This is a genomic window from Pseudoalteromonas sp. S8-8, assembly GCF_000497875.1.
In the GTDB taxonomy this organism is placed as follows: Bacteria; Pseudomonadota; Gammaproteobacteria; order Enterobacterales; family Alteromonadaceae; genus Pseudoalteromonas; species Pseudoalteromonas arctica.
On record NZ_AUTR01000039.1, the window covers coordinates 1 to 20,811 of the forward strand.

Sequence of the window (20,811 nt, forward strand, 5' to 3'; positions counted from 1 at the left end):
TTAACACCACTCGTTTAAGAACGAGTGGTGTTTTTTCGTTTATACCTAACTGGATATTTTTGTGTCTTTGCGAGCACCGTTCGCGGATAAGCTTTTCGCTTTCTTTTCTCCGGTAATATTAGCCGTTTACCGTTTTCACGTAGTTCTTTTAGCTTTTTAGGGATTGTCCCGGGGCTTCGACCTGAGCACCATAAAAACTCGTCTTGTATTAGGTATAATGCGTTTATGAAACTGATGCGTAATGGCTCCACTTTATGGGCTTTAGCCATCTCTGCCATTTCAAGTCTCACGATATTGTATGACGTCAGAATACCCCAGAGCTCTTGATAAATACCTTCCTGTTTCAAGCTCCGTAGCGCTGGCTTATTAGATAATTGATATTGCTTGAGCTCACCATATCCTCGCTCTATTTCCCATCGTTGCCAATAAACATCGAGTAGCGCTTTCAGCGGGTACTTTTCTGGACAGGCGCATGAGGTGATGAATCCTTTTATTTCACCTTTAGGTGTCGGAATTTGAATAAGCCTTGCTTGCCATGTATCACCTAGGTAAGGGGCTGATTTTTTAGCTTGTGGCGAAATAGGCATTGTTATTAAGTGGTCGTAATCGCTAAATGATTCCGTTATTTCATAGCGCATTTTACTTTTGATGGGCGTAAGCCAATGATGATTTTCGCTAACACCTTGCCAGCTCGTGAATAGTTCAGCCGAAAAGAAACCTCTATCAAATAGAGTTAGTGAATGTTCAGGTGCTGAGCCAACAAGCTGTTGAGCATAATGAATTTCACTTTGAGTAATGGGGCCAAACGCTGCATCGGATATTAAATGCGTTCTTGTCGACATCAAGGTTACAGCAAGTACTGAGGGGAAGTTCGTTGTCGATTGAGCATAGCCAAAATGACGGTTACTCGGCGTATCTTGGGTTTTAAATTGTGTACCGTCAACGCTTAGCAGCTTTAAACCACACACGTCATCAAAAGTTTGCGACTGCTCCCACTGCGTTGCTGTATGTTTAAAAAGGTGTTTCATAGGCGCTGCGCCTAGCTTTTCTTTCCCTTTTATAATACTGCTGGTCGCCAATGGTGGAAGCTCTCCTTTAGCGTCAGGAAAAGCGAGCTCTAGTTTGTCACAGACTTCAGATATTGAGCGGTTTCTTAATAAACCAATTCCTAACACAAGCCAAGCGGCTTGTTCGGCGGGGAAGCGTCGTTTGCGTACAGAGGCTCTTCCTGTTTGGGTAACAGCTTCTTCAATCCACTCAAGGGGAATGTGCTTAGTGAACGAATCAATATCACGATCTTGGCAAAACTCAGTCGTAAGGTGTAATTCTTTAATAAATTCAGACATAAAAATAGGCCACAACTTCTGTTGTAGCCTATTATGAGCCCTTTGAAAGATCGTTCAATTAGCTTAAACGATCTGCATTAAGCCTAGTGCTCGCTTTTTTGTTTTTTTAAATAGAGTCATTACCAAGTTTACAGCTCTGACCAGTTTACGAAAAAGCTCACTTTTTACTGGAAACCTATAGGCAGCAGTACGTGGCGGGCAAGCAGCACTTGTATATTAAACTTTACACACAATAGTTGTGTTACGTTCACGTAAACGTAAGTTGGTGTGGTTGTTCTATTTATAGTTTTTAAAACTTACAAACAACGATTTTGTGAATTTTTTATCTATATAAAAGTTTTAATCCGGTTATTTAATTTAAGCTTGATGTTTTCATTGGTTTTATCTTCTGTGAGTATAGCGAACTCGAATATGAAGTGATAAAGTCTCGGCAATTTCCAGCGCGCATACCCTCTCACGGGTTAACTATTTCGGAGTATTTTAAGTGGCTGTGTTTAATCGAGTTGAATTTGATAACCATGAACAAGTGGTTTTTTGTTCTGATGAAGAGTCGGGTTTAAAAGCAATTATTGCTGTACATAATACCAACCTAGGTCCTGCAGTTGGCGGATGTAGAATGTGGGATTATGCGAACGACGAAGATGCTGTTTACGACGTGCTACGTTTATCAAAGGGCATGACTTATAAAAATGCAGTTGCGCGCTTACCATTTGGTGGTGGTAAATCTGTAATTATAGGTAATGCGAAAGAAATTAAATCTGAGCAATTATTTCGTGCATTTGGTCGCCAGTTAGAGCGATTAAATGGCAGCTATTACTCAGCAGAAGATGTAAACATCACATGTGCTGATGTAGCTATCATGAATAAAGAAACTAATTACGTACTGGGTCTTGAAGGTAAAAGTGGTAACCCATCGCCATTTACAGCATACGGTACGTTTTTAGGAATTAAAGCAGCGCTACAGCATCAACGTGGTCATCAAAATTTTGCAGGTGTGAAAGTGGCTGTTCAAGGTTTAGGTGCTGTTGCTTATGGTTTATGTAAGCATTTAGCTGATGCGGGCGCTGAGTTGTTTGTAACTGACATTAACCAAGCTGCAATTGATCGCGTAGTTAATGATTTTGGCGCGACTGCGGTTGGCATTGATGAAATTTACGACTTAGATGTTGATGTTTATGCACCGTGTGCATTAGGTGCGACTATTAACGATTTAACGATACCGCGTTTAAAAGCGACTATTATTGCAGGCTGTGCTAATAATCAGTTAGCAGAGTCTCGCCACGGTGAAGTTATTCGTGAAAAAGGCATTTTATATGCACCAGATTACGTAATTAACGCTGGTGGTATTATTAATGTTTATTACGAAACAGCGCCAGAAGGTTACAGTGCAGCAGCGTCTAATAAACATGTTGAAGGTATTTTTAATACGTTAACTGAAATCTTTGCCCGTAGCGAAAAAGAGCAAAAATCAACGCATTTAATTGCTGACGAATTAGCGCAAGAGATCATTAAAAACGGTCTATAAATTTAAGCTAAAATGCAATAAAGGTGTGCAATTGCACACCTTTTGTTTATCTGTAAGTTAAGGGGTGTTGATCTTTGCGGATTTAACCTTGAAAGATCAACAGACCCTAATGCAATTATTACTGAACAGCGGTACACTTTATTTTTAATTTTGTGCGGCAAATTATGACTCCCTCAACTTCTCTCATGCAGCCTATCGATTTAGATAATTGGCCTAGAAAGCAACACTTTGAATTATTTAAACACTTTTCTCAGCCTTATTTTAATGTGTGTGTACGTTTAGATATTCAAACACTTTACGACTATTGCAAAACCAATCAATTTTCTTTTTTTCAAGCGTATGTATATTGCACCTTAAAAGCGTGCCATGAGTACGATTCAATAATGCTACGTATAATAGATAATCAACCATGGTTACTTAATAGTGTTCGCGCAAGTGTGGTTGAGTTGTCTGAAAACGATACGTTTGTTTTTAGTTATTTTAACAGCACAGGCGAGTTTAAAGAGTTTGCAAATCATGCAAGTGACGTAAGTAAAAAAGCGAAATTACAGCCGTTATTTTCTGATGCATTTGCTCAAACAGAAGGGCAGGCAGATTTAATTCATATATCTGTTTTGCCGTGGCTGAATTTTAGTGCGTTTTCGCATGCATTTAGTGAAGGGCAGAGTTTAGGCATTCCTAAATTTGTATTTGGTCAGTTTGATAAACACACAGGCACAATGCCTTTAGCTATCGATGTACACCATTCATTAATGGATGGTTTGCACGTAGCGAAATTTATAAACACATTGCAGGGTACATTTGATACCTTTTGCAAAAATTAACTTTAAACACATCAGTAACGGCAGTGCAAAGCAGTAAACAATTTATAAGTAATCTATAAGTAATCTATAAGCAATGCGATGTGAGTTACTTTATATTCAAATACATAACCTTGTATGCTTGAAAAGCACGTGTGCTGGACATATTTATATACCATACCTTAGCTCAGGAAATCCCCATGATAAATGGACTGTTAATTGTTGTTTTAATTCTTTTTGTGGTGATTTTCTGGCGTTGGCCATCAATTCAAAACCGATTATGGCGCAGTAAATATAAAGACTTTGCTTTAAATTCGCAGCAAAAAGATATTTTACTGCGTTGCATGCCCATCTATAAAAAAATGACCGACGCCGACAGAGAAAAATTAGAGCGACATATTACGTGGTTTTTAAACGAAAAACGCTTTGTCGGTTGTGATGGCTTAAGGCTAACGTCTGCAATGAAGTTAATTGTTGCCGCCGATGCGTGTGTATTAGTACTTAATAAACCGTGGCCGTTATATAGAAATGTAAAAGAAATTTTATTATATCCAAGTGCTTATTATGCTCCGCAATCAACTCGCGATAGTGCAGGACTTGTGAGTTACCATAATACGGTAAGACTAGGCGAGTCATGGCCTGGCGGCACGCTCGTTTTAAGCTGGCATGATGTACTTGAGGGTAATCGTTTACCAAGCGATGGACATAACTTGGTATTTCATGAGTTTGCGCATCAACTCGATCAAGAAACAGGTAAAACAACGGGCACACCCATTTTAAAAAGCTCAGCAGATTACAAAGAGTGGGGCAGAGTATTTAGTCGCGCTTTCACCCAGTTAAAAAGCCATGTTGCCTATAGCATGCCGCATGTTATTCACAGCTATGGTGCGACTAACGAAGCTGAGTTTTTTGCTGTACTCACCGAAACCTTCCTCGAAAAACCCGCAGAGCTTCGCCGATACGATCCTGAAATTTACAGTATGCTAGTTAATTACTATCAATTTGACCCTATTGTTTGGCATTAAACCTACATAAACCGCGCTTTATCATATAACGCTGGCAAGTTGCGTTTGTTTTTGTTGCAATCATGTGAAATAGTTTTTACTGCAACAATAACAAGCGAGAAACGCATGAAAAAAATGCTTCATACAGTATTGGCGCTGTCGGTGTCATTAGCGATAGGGCAGGTAAATGCCGCTGAAAAAGACGAACAAAAATGGCAAGTAGATTCACCTAAGGGGCAATTTGTTGACGCTGCAATTAGCGTTGATCAGGGCACATGGATGAATATAGATATTAGCCCTGATGGTAAAACCGTGGTGTTTGACTTACTTGGCGATATTTATACTATGCCAATGAGTGGTGGTACAGCCACAAAGCTCACCTCTGATATTGCATGGCAAATGCAACCACGCTTTAGTCCTAACGGCAAAAGTATTGCGTTTACCTCCGATCAAGGTGGTGGCGATAACATTTGGATAATGGACTTAAATGGTGAAAATCAACACGCTGTTACCGATGAAACCTTTAGATTACTAAATAGTCCTGCATGGAGTCCTGATGGCGACTACTTAGTTGCGCGTAAACACTTTACAGCTAGCCGCTCATTGGGAGCAGGTGAAGTGTGGTTGTATCATAAAGCGGGTGGCAAGGGCGTGCAGCTTACAAAACGCGAGAACGATCAAAAAGATTTAGGTGAGCCAATGTTTTCACCAGATGGTCGTTATGTATACTTTTCGCATGATGCAACACCCGGTAAAACATTTCATTATTCAAAAGATTCTGTAGCGGGCATTTATAAAATTAAGCGCTACGACCGTGAAACGGGTGAAATTGAAACCATAATCGATACGATGGGCGGTGCTATTAGGCCTACACCATCACCAGATGGTAAAAAGCTTGCTTATATAAAGCGTGATGACTTTCAAACTAGCTTGTATTTATATGACTTAACTAGCGGTGAGCACACTAAGCTTTACGATAAGCTTGAGCGAGATATGCAAGAAACATGGGCTATTCATGGTGTATACCCAACTATTGCATGGACACCCGATAACGAAGAGTTAGTATTTTGGGCTGGTGGTACAATTCACAAGCTAGATGTTGCAGACAAATCTGTAAAAACCATTCCTTTTAAAGTGCAAACCACTAAAAAAATTCAAAAAGCAGTGCGCTTTACACAAAACTTAGATACTGATGAATTTGATGTAAAAATGCTGCGTAATGTGCAAGTAAGCCCCGATGGAGAAACGGCAATTTTTGAAGCGCTTGGGCATATTTATAAACGTGATTTAGAGTCGGGTAAAATTAAGCGTTTAACAAAGCAAACTGATCATTACGAATTATTTCCACAGTACTCTCGCGATGGTAAAAAAATAGTTTACACCACATGGGATGATAACAAACAAGGGTCTGTAAGAGTGGTTTCTGCGCGCAGTGGTCGTGGCGATACAATTACTAAAGAGCCCGGGAAATATGTAGAGCCTACGTTTAGTCCAGATGGGAAAACGGTTGTTTATCGAAAAGCCACGGGGGGCAGTATTTTAAACCCTAAATGGTCACTTAACCCTGGTATATATAGCGTAAGCGCAAAAGGCGGTAAAAGTGAGCTTATTTCAAAAAGTGGTTATCAACCACAATTTGGAGATGCAAACGATCGCGTTTTTATAATGAGTCCTTGGCCAAAACCAACGCTTAGCGTAGTAGAACTTGAAAGTAAAAAAGTTCGCAAACTATATGAGTCAGAGCATGCTACAGAATTTAGAGTATCACCAGATGGGCAATATCTGGCTTTTGCTGAGCGATTTAAAGTATTTGTAACACCGTTTGTTCAAAGTGGTAAAACAATTAATATTGGGCCTAAAGACAGTCAATTTCCAATAGAGCAGTTATCGGTACGTGCTGGTGAAAACATTAGTTGGAGTGCTAAGAGCAACAAACTTTACTGGACATTAGGGCCTGAGCTTTATCATGCAAGCCTTGAGGGGATGTTTGCCATTAACAAAGCCGAAGATGCCGACTTTAAAGTGAAAAGTGGCGATAATATCGGTTTCAGTAAAAAAATGGCAGAGCCTAAAGGTATGATTGCGCTCACTGGTGCAAAAATTATAACTATGGACGGCGAAAAGATTATTGAAAATGGTGTAATTATCACTGATGGCAAGCATATTAAAGCAATTGGTACAGCCAGCGATATAAGCATTCCTAAAGGTGCTGAGGTTATTGATGTAACAGGTAAAACTATTATGCCTGGTATTGTTGATGCTCATGCACATGGCTCGCAAGCAAGTGACGAAATTATACCTGAGCAAAACTGGAAAAACTTTGCAGGTTTAGCGCTAGGTGTTACTACAATTCACGATCCATCAAACGATACCTCTGAAATATTTACCGCAAGCGAAATGCAAAAGGCAGGCATGATTGTTGGCCCGCGTATTTTCTCAACCGGTACTATTTTATATGGCGCAAATATGCCAGGTTATACGTCGCATATTGACTCGTTAGACGATGCTAAATTTCATTTAGAGCGCCTTAAAAAAGTAGGGGCGTTTAGTGTTAAATCGTATAACCAGCCACGTCGTGAGCAGCGCCAACAAGTTATTGAAGCAGGCCGTGAACTTGAAATGATGGTAGTACCAGAAGGTGGCTCATTATTACAACATAACTTAAGTATGATTGTAGATGGACACACAGGTATTGAGCATTCAATCCCTGTAGAGAACATATACGACGATATAAAGCAGTTATGGTCGCAAAGTGATGTTGGCTATACACCAACACTTGTAGTGGCTTATGGTGGCATTTGGGGTGAGAACTACTGGTACGATAAAACTGATGTGTGGAATCACCCGCGTTTAAGTAAATTTGTGCCAAAAAATCAATTATTACCACGCTCTATGCGCCGCATTAAAGCGCCCGATCATCACTATAATCACTTTAATAACGCACGCGTTGCTGCTGAGCTACAAGACCTAGGTGTATTAGTTAACTTAGGTGCTCACGGTCAGCGTGAAGGCTTAGGTGCACACTGGGAGATGTGGATGTTTGCACAAGGCGGAATGACACCGCTTGAGGCTATACGTGCTTCAACACTCGATCCGGCTAAGTATTTAGGGCTTGATAAAAACGTAGGCTCGCTTGAAGTGGGCAAACTGGCAGATTTAATGGTTATAGATGGCGATCCGCTTAAAAATATTCGAGATTCGGATAAAGTAGATTACACCATGATCAATGGTCGATTATTCAATGCAGAGACAATGAGTGAAGTGGGTAAAAAAGAGCGCGAACCACTTTACTTCGAAAAGTTATAATTTATTTTGATCTTTTGAAAGCGGCTACATAGCCGCTTTTTTTAGTCTTACTCAACTTATAAGGCTCTATTTTTTTGATTAAATGGTGCAATTAAGGTTGGAAGACGATAATTAATATAATTTTTAGATATTTTTTAGCAAATCGCGCACATAAAAAAACCGCTTAACGCGGTTTCTTTTAAAAATCATAAATGTTGATTAAACAACACCGCGCGGTAAGCGACAGTCATGATCTTTACGAGCTAAAATTACAATCCAAAGTTCTTCCGCTGTGTAACCTTCTTCGTTTTCGGTAACAACAGTGAATGGCGCTTTTTTCTGTGCTTTAACAGGCGCAGCTGCTTTTGGTTTTTTCGTTTTAGTTGTTTTACCAGAGTTTAACTTTTTAGTAAGCTCTGCTACGTCAGCTAGGCGTAAATTTTTACCGCCATCAATGCTGTACCAACCAGGTTTAGTTGTGATTTCAGGTTTTTTACCATTGGCAGTTTCGTACGCTGCTTCAAAGGCAGATAACACTTCTGTTTTGTCTAGTTTGCTCATCAGAGACCCTATACGTTGTGAACACAGATAAAGAAGAGGTATTTATACCTATTTTAAAACAGTTTTTCAATTTTTTGCGATTTTCCTTCCATTTTAAGGCTATAAACGCCAAAATTTGCACAAAATTCAGTGCTAAGTAAGGTAAGTTATATGCAACGTAGAGAATTTAACCAACTCCTAAATGACATTTTAAAACCTCAATTAATTAAAGATTTTTGCCCAAATGGCTTACAGGTCGAAGGTAAAAACGAAATTAAAAAAATTGTGACGGGTGTAACCGCAAGTCAAGCTTTAATAGATGCTGCCATTGAGCAACAAGCAGATGCTATTTTAGTTCATCATGGATTTTTTTGGAAAGGGGAATCCCAACCAATAACGGGAATGAAAAAGCGTCGTATAGGTGCGTTATTAGCACACGATATTAATTTATTTGGCTATCACTTACCACTTGATATTCATCCAGCAGTTGGCAATAACGCGCAACTTGCAAAGTTATTGGATATTGAAATTGAAACAGGGCTAGAGCCAACTTCAAATAGCGTAGCAATGAAAGGGCGTTTAAAAACACCATTAAGTGGTGAGGATTTTGCAGATAAAATTGCAAAAGTGCTAAATCGAACCCCGCTCACAAGCTTAGTACGTTCAACAAAAATTGAAACCATTGCACTGTGCACCGGTGGTGGGCAAGGGTATATTGATTTAGCTGCAGAGCAAGGCATTGATGCTTATTTAACGGGTGAGGCATCGGAGCAAACAATTCATAGTTCTCGTGAGCAAAACATTGATTTTTTTGCCGCAGGGCATCATGCCACAGAGCGCTATGGTGTAAAAGCTCTGGGTGAGTTACTTGCTCAAGAGCATGGTTTTGATGTGACATTTATAGATATAGATAACCCAGTTTAACTAGGCTATCTATTAGTTAACCTGAACTCTACTTGAGATAGATTTATTATCTAGAGTTCAGGTTAGTTAGACGAAATGAGCTACAGTGCCTCTGGATCTATCCAGCGGCGCAAACTTATCCATGTGTTTCCTACTACTTCGTGACTGTATTGCGTAACCACAAGTAAGGCATGAGCATTGGGAATAAACTGTTTGCTCCATGGAAGTGCAGCAAAATTATGATAATCAGTGGCTGCGGTTATGACTTCAATACCTTGAGCATTAAATAAGTCTTTTGCGCGTGGCATGTGCAGTACAGATGTTACTAGTGCAACCTTAAAGTCGACTAATTTTGATGCCAGTAACTTAGCTTCTTCACCTGTATCCATTGCTTTTGGGTTTTGGAATATACGACTCTTATTAACACCTAAACTAATTGCCGTTTGATACATAAGCCCGCTATTAGTGGTATTTTGATAACCCCCGCCTGAAACTATAAGCTCTGCATTAGGGTAGTGCTTTGCTAGTTTTACACCTTCTACTAAGCGCGTTAGCGCACAATTACCTAATTGATTATTAGCACTGAGTGCAGGATTTGGGTTTATATCGCAACCTAGTACAACTATTTTGTCTATTTTTGGATGCTTTAGGGTATTAAATGCAAGCGACGCAGGTTCATTATTTTGGATAATTAAATTGGCGATAAAGGGTGTGCTCAATGCAAGTAATACAATTAAGCTTAAAGTAGATAAGAAGAGAGCTGATTTGCGGCCTTTAAATGCGAGTAGGAGCATCAGGCACGCAAATAAACCAAATAGAGGCAGTGGCATAAGTAAGCCACCAATCATTTTTTTAATAACAAACATAAGAGTTAAACGCTGTAGAGTTAATTACAGCGATATTACTCATTATATTGATGATTATCGACCGTTATTTAGCTTACACGTATTTAAAAAGTGACGATAAACAGGGTTATCTTTCATGTCTTTTTTCATCGCTAAATACATAGGACGAGTAAGGCCAAGAGCGCCCAAAGGAATTGATTTAATTAAGCCTTGGCTTTCATAAGGTGTAACTAGCCAATCAGGTAAAGCGGCAACGCCCATGCCGGCACTTACTAGTTGAAAAATAAGTAATCCTTGGTCAACCGTTTTTAACGTACCGTCGAAACGTGCATTTTGAATGAAATGCTTAAATATATCTTGGCGTTCACGCGGGATAGGGTATGAAATAATAGTTTCGTTTTTTAAATCAAGCGCTGTTACATACGCTTTTTTAGCAAGTTCATGATCCGGTGCCACAATAAGCTTCAATTTAAAATCAAATAAGTGCGCGTATTCTAATGTGTCGGGTTCACGTATGTCAGATGTTAAAACTAAATCGAGCTCATCGCTTAGTAAGTCAGGAATAGCGTCGTAACTAAAGCCGCGCTCGTAATCAATTTTTATATCAGGCCAAAAGTTATTAAATTCTTTAATAGTAGGCAATAACCAATGAAAACATGCATGGCATTCCACACTTAAACGCAGTTGAGAAATAGGCTGATTTAAGCTTTCTTTCAAACGGCATTTAGTCGCTTCCATTTTTGGTAATATTTCGTGAGCCAACTCAAGTAATAGCATTCCCTGAGGGGTAAAGCGGACTGGTTGAGTTTTACGCTCAAATAATTGGCAATCTAATTTATTCTCTAAATCTTTGATTTGATGAGATAAAGCAGACTGTGTCAAAAATAACTCTCGTGCCGTATTAACCAAAGATCCTGTTTCTTTTAGGGTTGCTATGGTTTTTAAATGTTTAATACCAATCATCTTTAAAAATTCTCATGGGAAAAGTGAGTTCAGCTCAGATTAACCACATACTACGCCTATATAAAAAACGTTTCAACGTCTAGATGGCTAAAAGCTTGCGATTTATTGTGGTTTATTGCAGTTTATTGCTATGAATCGCGAAAATATTAGAATTAGTAACGATAAAAGTCATTCAAAAACTGGTTTGATGAGTTTTAGATGAGTTTGCTTCATGTTGTATTTTAAGTATATCGATTGCGGTGTGCTTCACCTCAGTGTGAATTTTGACTATATAGATAACTGTGTGGGGTGGGGGGTTGTTGAATGGTTACTTTAGGTTGTGGTTTAAAAACTAAAGTCGTTTTGCGTTTTGCGTTTTGCTTTTTAGCTTTAGTTTAGGTCAATGAATGAGTATATACGTAATACCTAAGCCAGCGACCTACTCGCTGGCTTTTTTATAAGGGCTTATTAATAAGTAATATGGCTTCTTTGGCTGTGACCGGTTTTGACTTTAAAAAACCTTGGCCATAGTCGCACGCGGTGGATTGTAAAATGGCTAATTGTTCAAGTGTTTCTATCCCTTCAGCAACAACCTCAAGTTTTAATGATTGCGCAAGTGATAAAATGGCTTCAACAAGTGGATTGGTGGAATCTTGTAGGTGGTCAATAAAACTTTTATCTATTTTTAAAATATGAATAGGCAGTTGGTGCAAGTAGCCGAGTGCCGAGTAACCCGTTCCAAAATCGTCAAGGCACAATTTTACTTTTAAAGGTGAAAGACCTTCTATTATTTGAGTGGCGAGTTCTAGATTTTCTATTAAGCCTGATTCGGTAATTTCTAAACATAAAGAACCCAGAGGTAATTGGTATTTATTATAAATAGAATGTATTTGCGCTACAAAATCGAGGCTTGCAAAATGCCGTGACGATACATTAACCGTTACTTTCAAAAAGCGATGACCTTGCTGGTGCCAATTAGAAATCTGCTGAGCGGCTAAATCAAGTAAATGTAAATCAAGATTTATAATTTGCCCTGTAGTTTCAGCTATCGGTATAAAGTCATTAGGTGGTACAAATCCTTTTTTAGGATGATGCCAGCGCACAAGTGCTTCAAAACCAATAACCTCACTTGTGGTAATTGTAAAAATTGGCTGAAAATAGAGTTCAAATTCGTTGTGTTCTATACCGTGTTGCAAGTCGTTTTCGATATCCGCATGGGTTTTAAGTTTTTTACGCATCGTGTTATTAAAAAACTTAACTTGTCCACGCCCGGTGGATTTTGCTTCATACATAGCAGCATCAGCTTGTTGCAGTAATATATAAGCTTGATCGTTTATGTTGTCGGTATAGGCAATACCAATACTAGTAGAGGCTTGAAGTAAGTGGCTATCTACATTTAGAGGTTTTGCTAATGCGCTTTTAATTCTGTTTAAAGCTTCATTAACTTGGTTTTTATGTGTGATATTTTCCATGAAAATAGCAAATTCATCACCGCCTAAACGAGCAAATGTATCGGTGCTTCGTACTGTACTTTTAATTAAGCCGCATATTTTTATAAGAAAATGGTCTCCGACCTCATGCCCCAGCGAATCATTAATACTTTTAAAACGGTCAAAATCTAGATACAGCAGGGCATGGCTAGTACTTTTTTTAGCGCGCGTTAAACGTAAAATAGCATGCTTTATTCTCTCAATGAGTAATGAGCGGTTAGCAAGGCCGGTAAGCTCGTCATGCAATGCTTTATGCTCGAGCTCTTGTCGGGCTAGTTGTCTATCAATTGCCATACTTATTTGACGACTTACGTAAGTTAGAAGAGCGCTGTCGTGTTCGTTGTATTGCAGTGTTTTATCGTAGCTTTGTACAACAATAACACCGCTTATACGATCACTTGTTTTAAATGGAACACCCAACCAAGACTCTGATTGTCGACCTACCATTTTAAAATCACCGTTATCAATATGACTTTGAAAGGCATCTTTATTGAGTAATAAGGTTTGCTCTGTTTGCAGTAGGTAATATGAAGCAGTGTCTTTTAGCTGTTCTTTAGATATTTTTTGATGTGTTTTAGTGTTTATGCCTTCTTCGACTATATAAACAAGGTCAAGTATATCTACTTTTTTGTCATATAAAGCGATAAAAAAGTTATCAGCACGAAGTAAGTTATTGATAATTGAATGCAAGGCTTCAAAGAAGGTATCTAAGTCGTTAGCTTTGTAGGTTAGGTTAGCTATTTGTAATAAGCTATTTTCTAATTTTTGTGCGTTGTTAAGTTGCTCAACTGTTTTTTGTAAGTTATTTACCGTATTTACCTGGTTAATTTTAGCACTGAGTAAGTGGGCAACTGTTGTAAGAATTTCAAGGTGTGCGTTTGTAAAGTAGCCTTTAATAGGGTGCTCACAATCAATAACACCTAAAACTTGTTCTTTATATATAAGAGGGACGCATAGTTCTGATTGGGCAGGGCGCTCATCTGCGATATAACGGCTATCTTTTGTTACATCATCGATAACTACGGCTTTACCAGTAGTTGCAACAGCTCCAGTAATTCCTTCACTAAAACGTATTACTTTACGTTCGGCTTGATATTTGTCTCGGGCGTGAGCAATACCCATCGATGCAACTTGATTTAATGTATAAGCATTGTTATCGGCAAGGTAAATAACGCAATCAACAAATCCTAAACGGTTAACAACGTGCGTTGTAACATACTCAAATAGCTCGTCTAGTGTGTCTAGTTGCAATAAGCTTGATGAAAATTGATTAATTATACTCAGTTGATCAGTTTTTATCTCAAGTGCTCTTGAGGCATTATTTTTGTAAGACATAGGCAATTTATATTATTCTTTTTATTTTTAAATACGTAGCTAAGTTAACCTAATCTTGGATTTTGTACAAAATAAAGCGATGAGTGGTTTTAATTGGCTGTAAATTATTATGACGAATGACTTTAATTAATTGTAAGTAATAACAATAGCTAATCCCAATTGAATTGGAGTATTAAGCTTTAATTACACAACTCGGTAATGTCATCAACATATGCATTATTTTTAATAAAATCTTTACTCGAAAACATCATATGCCTATGATCGGATAAATTCAGCCTTGGAACAAAGTAATGACAAGCAATAATACAAACTCTGTAACAACCCTTACTATCACTCGCCCAGATGACTGGCATGTACATTTACGTGATGGCGACCAGCTAAAGGATACTGTACGAGACATTAGCAGATACATGGGTCGCGCTATTATTATGCCAAACCTTGTTCCGCCGGCAACATGTACTGATACCGCTCTTTCTTATCGAGAACGTATTATGGCAGCAGGCCCACAAGGTGCCTTTGAGCCATTAATGGTACTTTACCTTACTGATAAAACGACACCAGATGAAATAGAGAAAGCAAAAGCAACGGGCAAAATAGTAGCTGCAAAGCTTTATCCTGCTGGCGCTACAACCAATTCTGATTCGGGTGTTACATCAGTCAAAAATATTTACCCGGTTTTAAAAGCAATGCAAGAAGTAGGTATGTTGCTGTTAGTACACGGAGAAGTTACTGATTCATCAATTGATATTTTTGACCGTGAAAAAGTATTTTTAGAGACGATTTTAGGGGATGTGGTAAGTGACTTTCCTGAACTTAAAATTGTACTAGAGCATATTACAACTAAAGATGCAGTAGAGTTTGTAGTTAATGCACCTAGCAATGTAGCAGCAACAATTACAGCTCATCATTTACTTTATAATCGTAATCATATGTTAGCGGGTGGAATTCGCCCACATTATTACTGTTTGCCAATCCTCAAACGTAACATTCACCAGCAAGCATTAATGGCCGCAGCTATAAGTGGAAATAAAAAGTTTTTCTTAGGAACTGATTCTGCACCACATTATAAAGATAAAAAAGAAGCTGCTTGTGGTTGTGCTGGTGCATATACGGCCCATGCCGCTATTGAGTTATACGCTGAAGCATTCGAAGACGCAGGAGCTTTGGACATGCTTGAAGGATTTGCAAGCCACTTTGGTCCTGACTTTTATGAGTTGCCGCGTAATGCCGATACAATAACATTACAAAGAAAACCATGGGACGTACCTGCAAGTTATACCCTAGGCGACTCTGAAGTTGTGCCTATAAAAGCAGAAGATACTATTGATTGGTCTGTTAAATAGTTAATATTTTATATTTAAACCAAAAGCCGCTTAATTTTTAAAGCGGCTTTTTTGTTTGTATTTTTGATGTTATTGAAGCGTTGTTTGACAGTATTGCTGTTGTAGAGGGCTTTTATACGCGTTTATAGCAATATATATTACAATAATACTTTATAGTTTTTGCTTGGAAATTAGTCAGTTAAAGGCGATTTAAAACAAATTTATATTTTTAATAAATAATTCCCAATTAATAGAGCGAAAAAAAATATAATGTGTTAATCTTACCTTGCTTTGAGTTTTTATGTATTGAATTTACGGATATTGTGCTGCGTTTAAGGTTACCGGTTAGGTTATTACTTGTTCCTGTACTGTACCTCCATATTTTTGAGCATTGACTCAGGGAGGATATTGCCATAATAATATGGCTGAATTTTAATTATTGACTTACAGGAAAATTTAGTATGTCGGTTACTGGTAAAGTAAAGTTTTTCAACGAAGCTAAAGGCTTTGGTTTCATTGAACAAGAAAATGGTCCTGACGTGTTTGTACATTTCAGCGCAATCACTGGTTCTGGTTTTCGCACTCTTAGCGAAGGTCAAGCAGTGACATTCAGCATCAAACAAGGTCAAAAAGGCCCTGAAGCTGAGAACGTAGAAGCAGCATAATTTATTATGTGAACTCTAGTTCATCTTGGTGAAGCAGGTCTCTGTTTCACCATAATTCCTCTCTATGTACATAATTAATAAAATCCTTCTTTTTAAATCCTTGAACACAAATTTCATATATTCTTAAATCTTCTATTTTAATACAAACCCAAAATTCAATTATCTGAATAACTTATACAATCGAACCACTTTCTATCGCATTTAAAACATCCCTTACAATTTATCCAACTGATCCGATACTTATATACATAAAAATGATGCCAAATAACAATCTGTGTAAATTTTAGTGTAAGTCTTGCTAGTGCAATCAGGTTGAAGTTTTGTACTTTAACTATAAATGGGCAAGGGAACCTCTATAGGCCTCTGATAGCTTATTATGGAAGCGTTAGGCATCATTTATAGTCCATTATTATTAAAGTTGAGCAACTTTTTGTGATTAACTTTGTTACTAAATAAATTTAACTGTTAAATAGTATTAATGAGCACTCTAAAGCGGTAAATGTAACTCGTCTAATTATCGAAAGCTATTTGGCTATTTCAGGCCTTGCTAAAAGAAACTTATTATTACTATTTATGGGAAACGCGTTTTATAAATGGCTTTAGGTATTGCGTGCATAAAGCAAGGTGGGCGGTATTAGAGATTATCCAGTGTTGTTTTTTTGTGCGACAAATGGTTTGTTTTTTCAGATGAAGTGTTATTGGGGAGATAAAATGTGCTGAAATCGTTTAAAAAATAACTTTTGTTATATCTATCTATATTTTTTTTTGTTTTTTTTCAGTGCGAATTCAGCTTTGGCTAAATGTTGCAATAATGTTGTTTTATGTCAGTACAATGCGAATAAATACACCCCTCAAAAGGCTTTAATCGAAATATTAAGCAAAAGCTTGGTTGCAATAATGTTAACAGTTGTGTGCTAGTACTTTTGTTTAAGCATTAACTTAGCTATTTATTTGCAGAGATTAGTAAACATCAAGTTGACAGCGCTAATTGCATTTAGCATTATTGGAAGGTTGATATCTATTAAAAGATATCAGGGTTGTTCTCTTCGGAGGATAATTAAATTATAAAAGTAACATTACTTAATTGGTTGGGAACTATGTCTGTTAAAATCAGAAAGAGTCTTGTAGCAACTGCGTTGGTTGGCGCATTTGCATTTGCAAGCAGCAATGTGATTGCAGATCCTTTGAATGACGTGCAAAAAGCAGGTCAACAAATTCAAAAGGCTGCGGTTAAGTCTCAAACTAAAATTGACAATGTATATGGTCAAACTCAGGAGCTAATCGCTGAGTACCGTAGCGTTGTTGATGAGACTGAACTTATGAAAGTGTATAACGATCACGTGTCGCGCTTGGTTGATAGCCAAAACGCGTCTATTGAATCGTTTGATCGTCAAATCGCTACGATTGATAACACGAAACAAAACGTTGTGCCTTTGATGTATCGCATGATCGATACGCTTGAGCAATTCATCAAAGCGGACGTTCCATTTAATCTAGAGACGCGTTTAGGACGTGTTGAAAGACTACGTGAAATCATGGTTTCTGCGTCTGTAACGACGTCTGAAAAATTCCGTCAAGTACTTGAAGCTTACACTATTGAAACAGCATACAGCTCACTTGTATCTGCTTCACAAGGTACACTAGAAGTTGATGGCAAAAGTATTAACGTTGATATCGGTCAGTTAGGTCGTATTACTTACGTTGCTCAGTCTTTTGACTTGAAACATGCTTGGGTGTGGGATAACAACACTAAACAGTGGAAAGAATTAGGTGAAGAATACCTAAAACCTGTTAAAGAAGTTATTCGTATGGCGCGTAAGCAAGCGACATTAGAACTTGTTAAACTACCTATCTTTGGCGCGGAGTAATCAATAATGAAGAAACTATTTAAAGGTTTTGCTGTTGCCGCAGTACTAACTGTTTCTGCAGGTACCGCGTTAAATGCACATGCAAATACTGGAGCTCTAGATAAAATACTTGAGCAAGTAAAGCAAGAGCGTATCTCTGAAGGTAAAATCGATAAGAAACGTGAACAAGAGTTCTTATCAGATCGTGCTGACAAGCAATCTTTACTTAATAAAGCTAAAAGCCAACTTGCTTCTGAGAAGTCTCGTGGTGAAAGCTTAACTAAGCAATATGCACAAAATGAAAACACGTTAGCTGAAAAAGAAGCCGCCCTTCAAAGTGCTCAAGGTACTTTGGGTGAGATGTTTGGTGTTGTACGTCGTGCAGCTCAAGACGCTATCGGTTCTATCGAAGCATCACTAGTTAGTGCTGAGAAACCTGGCCGTGCAGAAATCTTACGTTCATTAGCTGCTGCTAAAGAACTTCCTACAGTTCGCGAACTTGAAGAACTTTGGATTTCACTTCAAACAGAAATGACTGAATCAGCTAAAGTTTCAACTTTTGAAACTGAAGTTGCTGGTCTTGACGGTAACCCGTCAATGAAGAAAGTAACGCGTATCGGTAACTTTAACTTAGTTACAGACGATGGTTACTTAATTTATTCACCAGAAACTAAGTCTATTCAGCCTCTAGGTAAACAGCCTGATAGCTATATTTTAGACGGTATCACTGATCTTGAAAATACATCACCAGATAACTACGCTGGTGTTTATATCGATCCGACTCGTGGTGCTATCTTACGTATCAACACTCAAAAAGCGACTCTTATGGAATACTTCCATCAAGGTGGCGTAGTTGGTTATATCATTACAGCTTTACTAGCTTTAGGTATGCTAATTACTCTAATTCGCTTTGTTGACCTTACACTTACTACTAGTAAGATTAAGAGCCAGCTTAAAAATGTTGCTACACCGAATACAAATAACCCACTGGGTCGTATTCTTAAAGTGTACCATGACAACAAGAACCAAGATGTTGAAAACCTTGAGCTTAAACTTGATGAAGCGATTCTACGTGAAACGCCGCGCATCGAAGCTGGTATCAACATAATTAAGATTCTTGCTGCAATCGCACCATTACTAGGTCTACTAGGTACAGTAATCGGTATGATCTTAACGTTCCAAACAATCACATTGTTCGGTACGGGTGATCCGAAGATCATGGCAGGTAACATCTCTCTAGCACTTGTAACTACAGCGCTAGGTCTAATTGCTGCATTACCACTAATTCTACTTCATGCTCTTGTAGCTGGTCGTAGTAAGTCGGTATTACACATCCTTGATGAGCAAAGCGCGGGTATCGTTGCTACTCACGCGGAGAAGGAGAAAGCCTAATGCTAGTCCTGATGGAGATATGGGAATCTATCAGGGATTTTGTTGGCACAGGCGGCCAGGTTTTATACGTGGTCGCGATAGCACTCTTTCTGATGTGGGTTTTAATGATTGAGCGCTATTGGTTTCTACTTGCAGAGTTTCCTCGCACAGCGAAAGAAATTGTAGCAAAGTGGGATGCCCGCCAAGACACTACGTCTTGGTACGCACACAGAATCCGTGAAGCATGGATTTCTGAAGCGTCTGAAAAATTAGATCAGCGTATGTTGTTGATTAAGACATTAGTAGCTGTTTGTCCTTTAATAGGCTTACTTGGTACTGTTACTGGTATGATCTCGGTTTTTGAAACCATGGCCAACCAGGGTACGGGTAATGCACGCTTAATGGCATCAGGTATTTCAATGGCAACAATCCCAACAATGGCTGGAATGGTTGCGGCACTATCTGGAGTATTTTTTAGCTCACGTCTTGAGACAAAAGCTAAAATGGTGAAAGCCAAACTTATTGATAGTATGCCTCATCACTAGAGAGAGAATTAAATATGGCACGTAAACAACGTTTTCGTGAAGAAGAAGAAGCAGCGGTTGATATGACGCCAATGCTTGACATCGTATTTATCATGCTTATTTTCTTTATCGTAACTACATCGTTCGTTAAAGAGGCTGGTATCGAGGTCAATAAACCAAAAGCTGCCCAAGCTACTAAGCAAAAAAATGCTAACATTTTTATTGCTATTCGTAGTAACGGCGAAATCTGGGTTGATAAACAACAAATTGATGTTGAACGTATTTCAGCAAAAATCGAAAGTTTATTAGCAGAACAACCTACTGAAGTTGTGATTATACAAGCTGATAAAGAAGCTAAACACGGCACAGTGGTTAAAGTTATGGACCAGATTAAAGCGACGGGTGACAACCTTAGAATTTCAATAGCTGGAGATCAGTAATGATTCGTTTTCTGTTTTCACTGATTGCAGGTGGGGCAGTTACTTTCGGCTTGTTCTACTTCATGGCCTTCCTCATCTCTGGTGGGGCTGACCGTAATACGGAACAAAAAGAGCAGATCATAGTCGAAATAATGACGAATCCGCCTGAATCTAAGGTGCAGGAGAGGAAGCGTGTACCGCCTCCTCCTCCACCACCGCCAAAGCAGCCGCCTAAACCGCAGCCGCCACAGCCGGAAAATAATAACCCTAATCCTGGTGCTATGTCATTTAATATGGGTAGTATCGATATAGGTAGTTCAGCTGGTGGATTAAGTGGTCCTGGTGCATTTGGACGAGATGGTGATGCGACACCTATCGTTCGTATAGAACCAAAATATCCAACGCAAGCAGCACGTGATGGCAAAGAAGGTTGGGTACAACTTTCATTCACAATTGATGAGTTAGGTGGAGTAACTGACGTTGAAGTAATTGACGCAGATCCAAAACGTATCTTTGACCGTGAAGCTAAACGCGCATTGCGTAAATGGAAGTACCGTCCTAAGATCATTGACGGAAAACCACAGAAACAACCAGGTTTACAAGTTCAATTAGACTTTAAACTTAACCAAGGCAACTAAGGAGGCGAGT

At 38.6% G+C, this 20,811-nt stretch carries 17 protein-coding genes; 12 read left to right on the top strand and 5 right to left on the bottom strand.

The genetic code is table 11. The features are described 5' to 3' along the window. Positions 1-14: 14 nt before the first annotated feature. Complete coding sequence (locus L659_RS0112895) at positions 15-1,346, bottom strand: IS4 family transposase (RefSeq protein WP_024589925.1); 1,332 nt, start codon at positions 1,344-1,346, stop codon at positions 15-17. Positions 1,347-1,830: 484 nt separating this feature from the next. Here L659_RS0112895 and L659_RS0112900 point away from each other — a divergent pair, with 484 nt between their 5' ends. The 4 genes from L659_RS0112900 to L659_RS0112920 all read left to right on the top strand — a co-directional run bounded on the left by L659_RS0112900 (position 1,831) and on the right by L659_RS0112920 (position 7,981). Continuing rightward, positions 1,831-2,871, top strand: coding sequence for a Leu/Phe/Val dehydrogenase (locus L659_RS0112900; RefSeq protein WP_024590806.1), 1,041 nt, complete (start codon positions 1,831-1,833; stop codon positions 2,869-2,871). A 185-nt stretch (positions 2,872-3,056) separates the two neighbouring features. Continuing rightward, positions 3,057-3,695, top strand: coding sequence for a CatA-like O-acetyltransferase (locus tag L659_RS0112905; protein WP_024590807.1), 639 nt, complete (start codon positions 3,057-3,059; stop codon positions 3,693-3,695). A 176-nt stretch (positions 3,696-3,871) separates the two neighbouring features. Beyond that, positions 3,872-4,696, top strand: a complete 825-nt coding sequence (locus tag L659_RS0112910; RefSeq protein ID WP_002961680.1) for a M90 family metallopeptidase — start codon at positions 3,872-3,874, stop codon at positions 4,694-4,696. Between the two features lie 105 nt (positions 4,697-4,801). Next, the gene (locus L659_RS0112920; RefSeq protein WP_024590808.1) at positions 4,802-7,981 is read left to right on the top strand and encodes an amidohydrolase family protein; all 3,180 of its coding nucleotides are present in this window, start codon (positions 4,802-4,804) and stop codon (positions 7,979-7,981) included. 198 nt (positions 7,982-8,179) lie between these two features. Here the strand turns inward: L659_RS0112920 and L659_RS0112925 are convergent, their stop codons facing one another. Next, positions 8,180-8,521, bottom strand: a complete 342-nt coding sequence (locus L659_RS0112925; protein ID WP_002961684.1) for a hypothetical protein — start codon at positions 8,519-8,521, stop codon at positions 8,180-8,182. A gap of 150 nt (positions 8,522-8,671) precedes the next feature. Between L659_RS0112925 and L659_RS0112930 the strand changes: the two genes are divergently transcribed. Beyond that, positions 8,672-9,424 (top strand): Nif3-like dinuclear metal center hexameric protein, encoded by a 753-nt coding sequence (locus L659_RS0112930; RefSeq protein WP_010555099.1) that lies wholly within the window; start codon positions 8,672-8,674, stop codon positions 9,422-9,424. 80 nt (positions 9,425-9,504) lie between these two features. Here the strand turns inward: L659_RS0112930 and L659_RS0112935 are convergent, their stop codons facing one another. From L659_RS0112935 to L659_RS0112945, 3 genes are all read right to left on the bottom strand, one after another. Next, positions 9,505-10,269 (bottom strand): YdcF family protein, encoded by a 765-nt coding sequence (locus L659_RS0112935; protein WP_024590809.1) that lies wholly within the window; start codon positions 10,267-10,269, stop codon positions 9,505-9,507. Between the two features lie 54 nt (positions 10,270-10,323). Then, positions 10,324-11,211 (bottom strand): LysR family transcriptional regulator, encoded by an 888-nt coding sequence (locus L659_RS0112940; RefSeq protein ID WP_002961689.1) that lies wholly within the window; start codon positions 11,209-11,211, stop codon positions 10,324-10,326. A 434-nt stretch (positions 11,212-11,645) separates the two neighbouring features. After that, the gene (locus L659_RS0112945) at positions 11,646-14,015 is read right to left on the bottom strand and encodes an EAL domain-containing protein (protein WP_024590810.1); all 2,370 of its coding nucleotides are present in this window, start codon (positions 14,013-14,015) and stop codon (positions 11,646-11,648) included. A gap of 290 nt (positions 14,016-14,305) precedes the next feature. On the opposite strand from L659_RS0112945, the gene pyrC reads away from it, so the two are divergent. The 7 genes from pyrC to L659_RS0112980 all read left to right on the top strand — a co-directional run bounded on the left by pyrC (position 14,306) and on the right by L659_RS0112980 (position 20,801). Then, a complete protein-coding gene (pyrC, locus tag L659_RS0112950; protein ID WP_024590811.1) occupies positions 14,306-15,358 on the top strand; it encodes a dihydroorotase in 1,053 nt (350 codons plus the stop codon). 440 nt (positions 15,359-15,798) lie between these two features. After that, the gene (locus tag L659_RS0112955; protein WP_002961702.1) at positions 15,799-16,002 is read left to right on the top strand and encodes a cold-shock protein; all 204 of its coding nucleotides are present in this window, start codon (positions 15,799-15,801) and stop codon (positions 16,000-16,002) included. Between the two features lie 1,097 nt (positions 16,003-17,099). Beyond that, complete coding sequence (locus tag L659_RS0112960) at positions 17,100-17,870, top strand: DUF3450 domain-containing protein (protein ID WP_024590812.1); 771 nt, start codon at positions 17,100-17,102, stop codon at positions 17,868-17,870. Positions 17,871-17,876: 6 nt separating this feature from the next. Next, positions 17,877-19,241, top strand: coding sequence for a MotA/TolQ/ExbB proton channel family protein (locus L659_RS0112965; protein WP_007583865.1), 1,365 nt, complete (start codon positions 17,877-17,879; stop codon positions 19,239-19,241). Beyond that, entirely contained in the window at positions 19,241-19,765 is a 525-nt protein-coding gene (locus L659_RS0112970) for a MotA/TolQ/ExbB proton channel family protein (RefSeq protein WP_002961709.1), read from the top strand. Before L659_RS0112965 ends, L659_RS0112970 begins: the two co-directional genes overlap by 1 nt. Positions 19,766-19,779: 14 nt before the next feature. Continuing rightward, the gene (locus tag L659_RS0112975) at positions 19,780-20,184 is read left to right on the top strand and encodes an ExbD/TolR family protein (RefSeq protein ID WP_007583867.1); all 405 of its coding nucleotides are present in this window, start codon (positions 19,780-19,782) and stop codon (positions 20,182-20,184) included. After that, positions 20,184-20,801, top strand: coding sequence for an energy transducer TonB (locus tag L659_RS0112980; protein WP_024590813.1), 618 nt, complete (start codon positions 20,184-20,186; stop codon positions 20,799-20,801). The genes L659_RS0112975 and L659_RS0112980 overlap by 1 nt, the downstream gene beginning before the upstream one ends. The last annotated feature ends 10 nt before the right edge of the window (positions 20,802-20,811 follow it).

Excerpts from the sequence above, each read along its gene's own strand:
- L659_RS0112910 (WP_002961680.1), top strand. The coding sequence starts at position 3,872 with ATGATAAATGGACTGTTAATTGTTGTTTTAATTCTTTTTGTGGTGATT.
- L659_RS0112895 (WP_024589925.1), bottom strand. The coding sequence starts at position 1,346 with ATGTCTGAATTTATTAAAGAATTACACCTTACGACTGAGTTTTGCCAA.
- L659_RS0112920 (WP_024590808.1), top strand. The coding sequence starts at position 4,802 with ATGAAAAAAATGCTTCATACAGTATTGGCGCTGTCGGTGTCATTAGCG.
- L659_RS0112905 (WP_024590807.1), top strand. The coding sequence starts at position 3,057 with ATGCAGCCTATCGATTTAGATAATTGGCCTAGAAAGCAACACTTTGAA.
- L659_RS0112940 (WP_002961689.1), bottom strand. The coding sequence starts at position 11,211 with ATGATTGGTATTAAACATTTAAAAACCATAGCAACCCTAAAAGAAACA.
- L659_RS0112965 (WP_007583865.1), top strand. The coding sequence starts at position 17,877 with ATGAAGAAACTATTTAAAGGTTTTGCTGTTGCCGCAGTACTAACTGTT.
- L659_RS0112975 (WP_007583867.1), top strand. The coding sequence starts at position 19,780 with ATGGCACGTAAACAACGTTTTCGTGAAGAAGAAGAAGCAGCGGTTGAT.
- L659_RS0112960 (WP_024590812.1), top strand. The coding sequence starts at position 17,100 with ATGTCTGTTAAAATCAGAAAGAGTCTTGTAGCAACTGCGTTGGTTGGC.
- L659_RS0112935 (WP_024590809.1), bottom strand. The coding sequence starts at position 10,269 with ATGTTTGTTATTAAAAAAATGATTGGTGGCTTACTTATGCCACTGCCT.
- L659_RS0112925 (WP_002961684.1), bottom strand. The coding sequence starts at position 8,521 with ATGAGCAAACTAGACAAAACAGAAGTGTTATCTGCCTTTGAAGCAGCG.
- L659_RS0112955 (WP_002961702.1), top strand. The coding sequence starts at position 15,799 with ATGTCGGTTACTGGTAAAGTAAAGTTTTTCAACGAAGCTAAAGGCTTT.
- L659_RS0112945 (WP_024590810.1), bottom strand. The coding sequence starts at position 14,015 with ATGTCTTACAAAAATAATGCCTCAAGAGCACTTGAGATAAAAACTGAT.
- L659_RS0112930 (WP_010555099.1), top strand. The coding sequence starts at position 8,672 with ATGCAACGTAGAGAATTTAACCAACTCCTAAATGACATTTTAAAACCT.
- L659_RS0112980 (WP_024590813.1), top strand. The coding sequence starts at position 20,184 with ATGATTCGTTTTCTGTTTTCACTGATTGCAGGTGGGGCAGTTACTTTC.
- pyrC (WP_024590811.1), top strand. The coding sequence starts at position 14,306 with ATGACAAGCAATAATACAAACTCTGTAACAACCCTTACTATCACTCGC.
- L659_RS0112970 (WP_002961709.1), top strand. The coding sequence starts at position 19,241 with ATGCTAGTCCTGATGGAGATATGGGAATCTATCAGGGATTTTGTTGGC.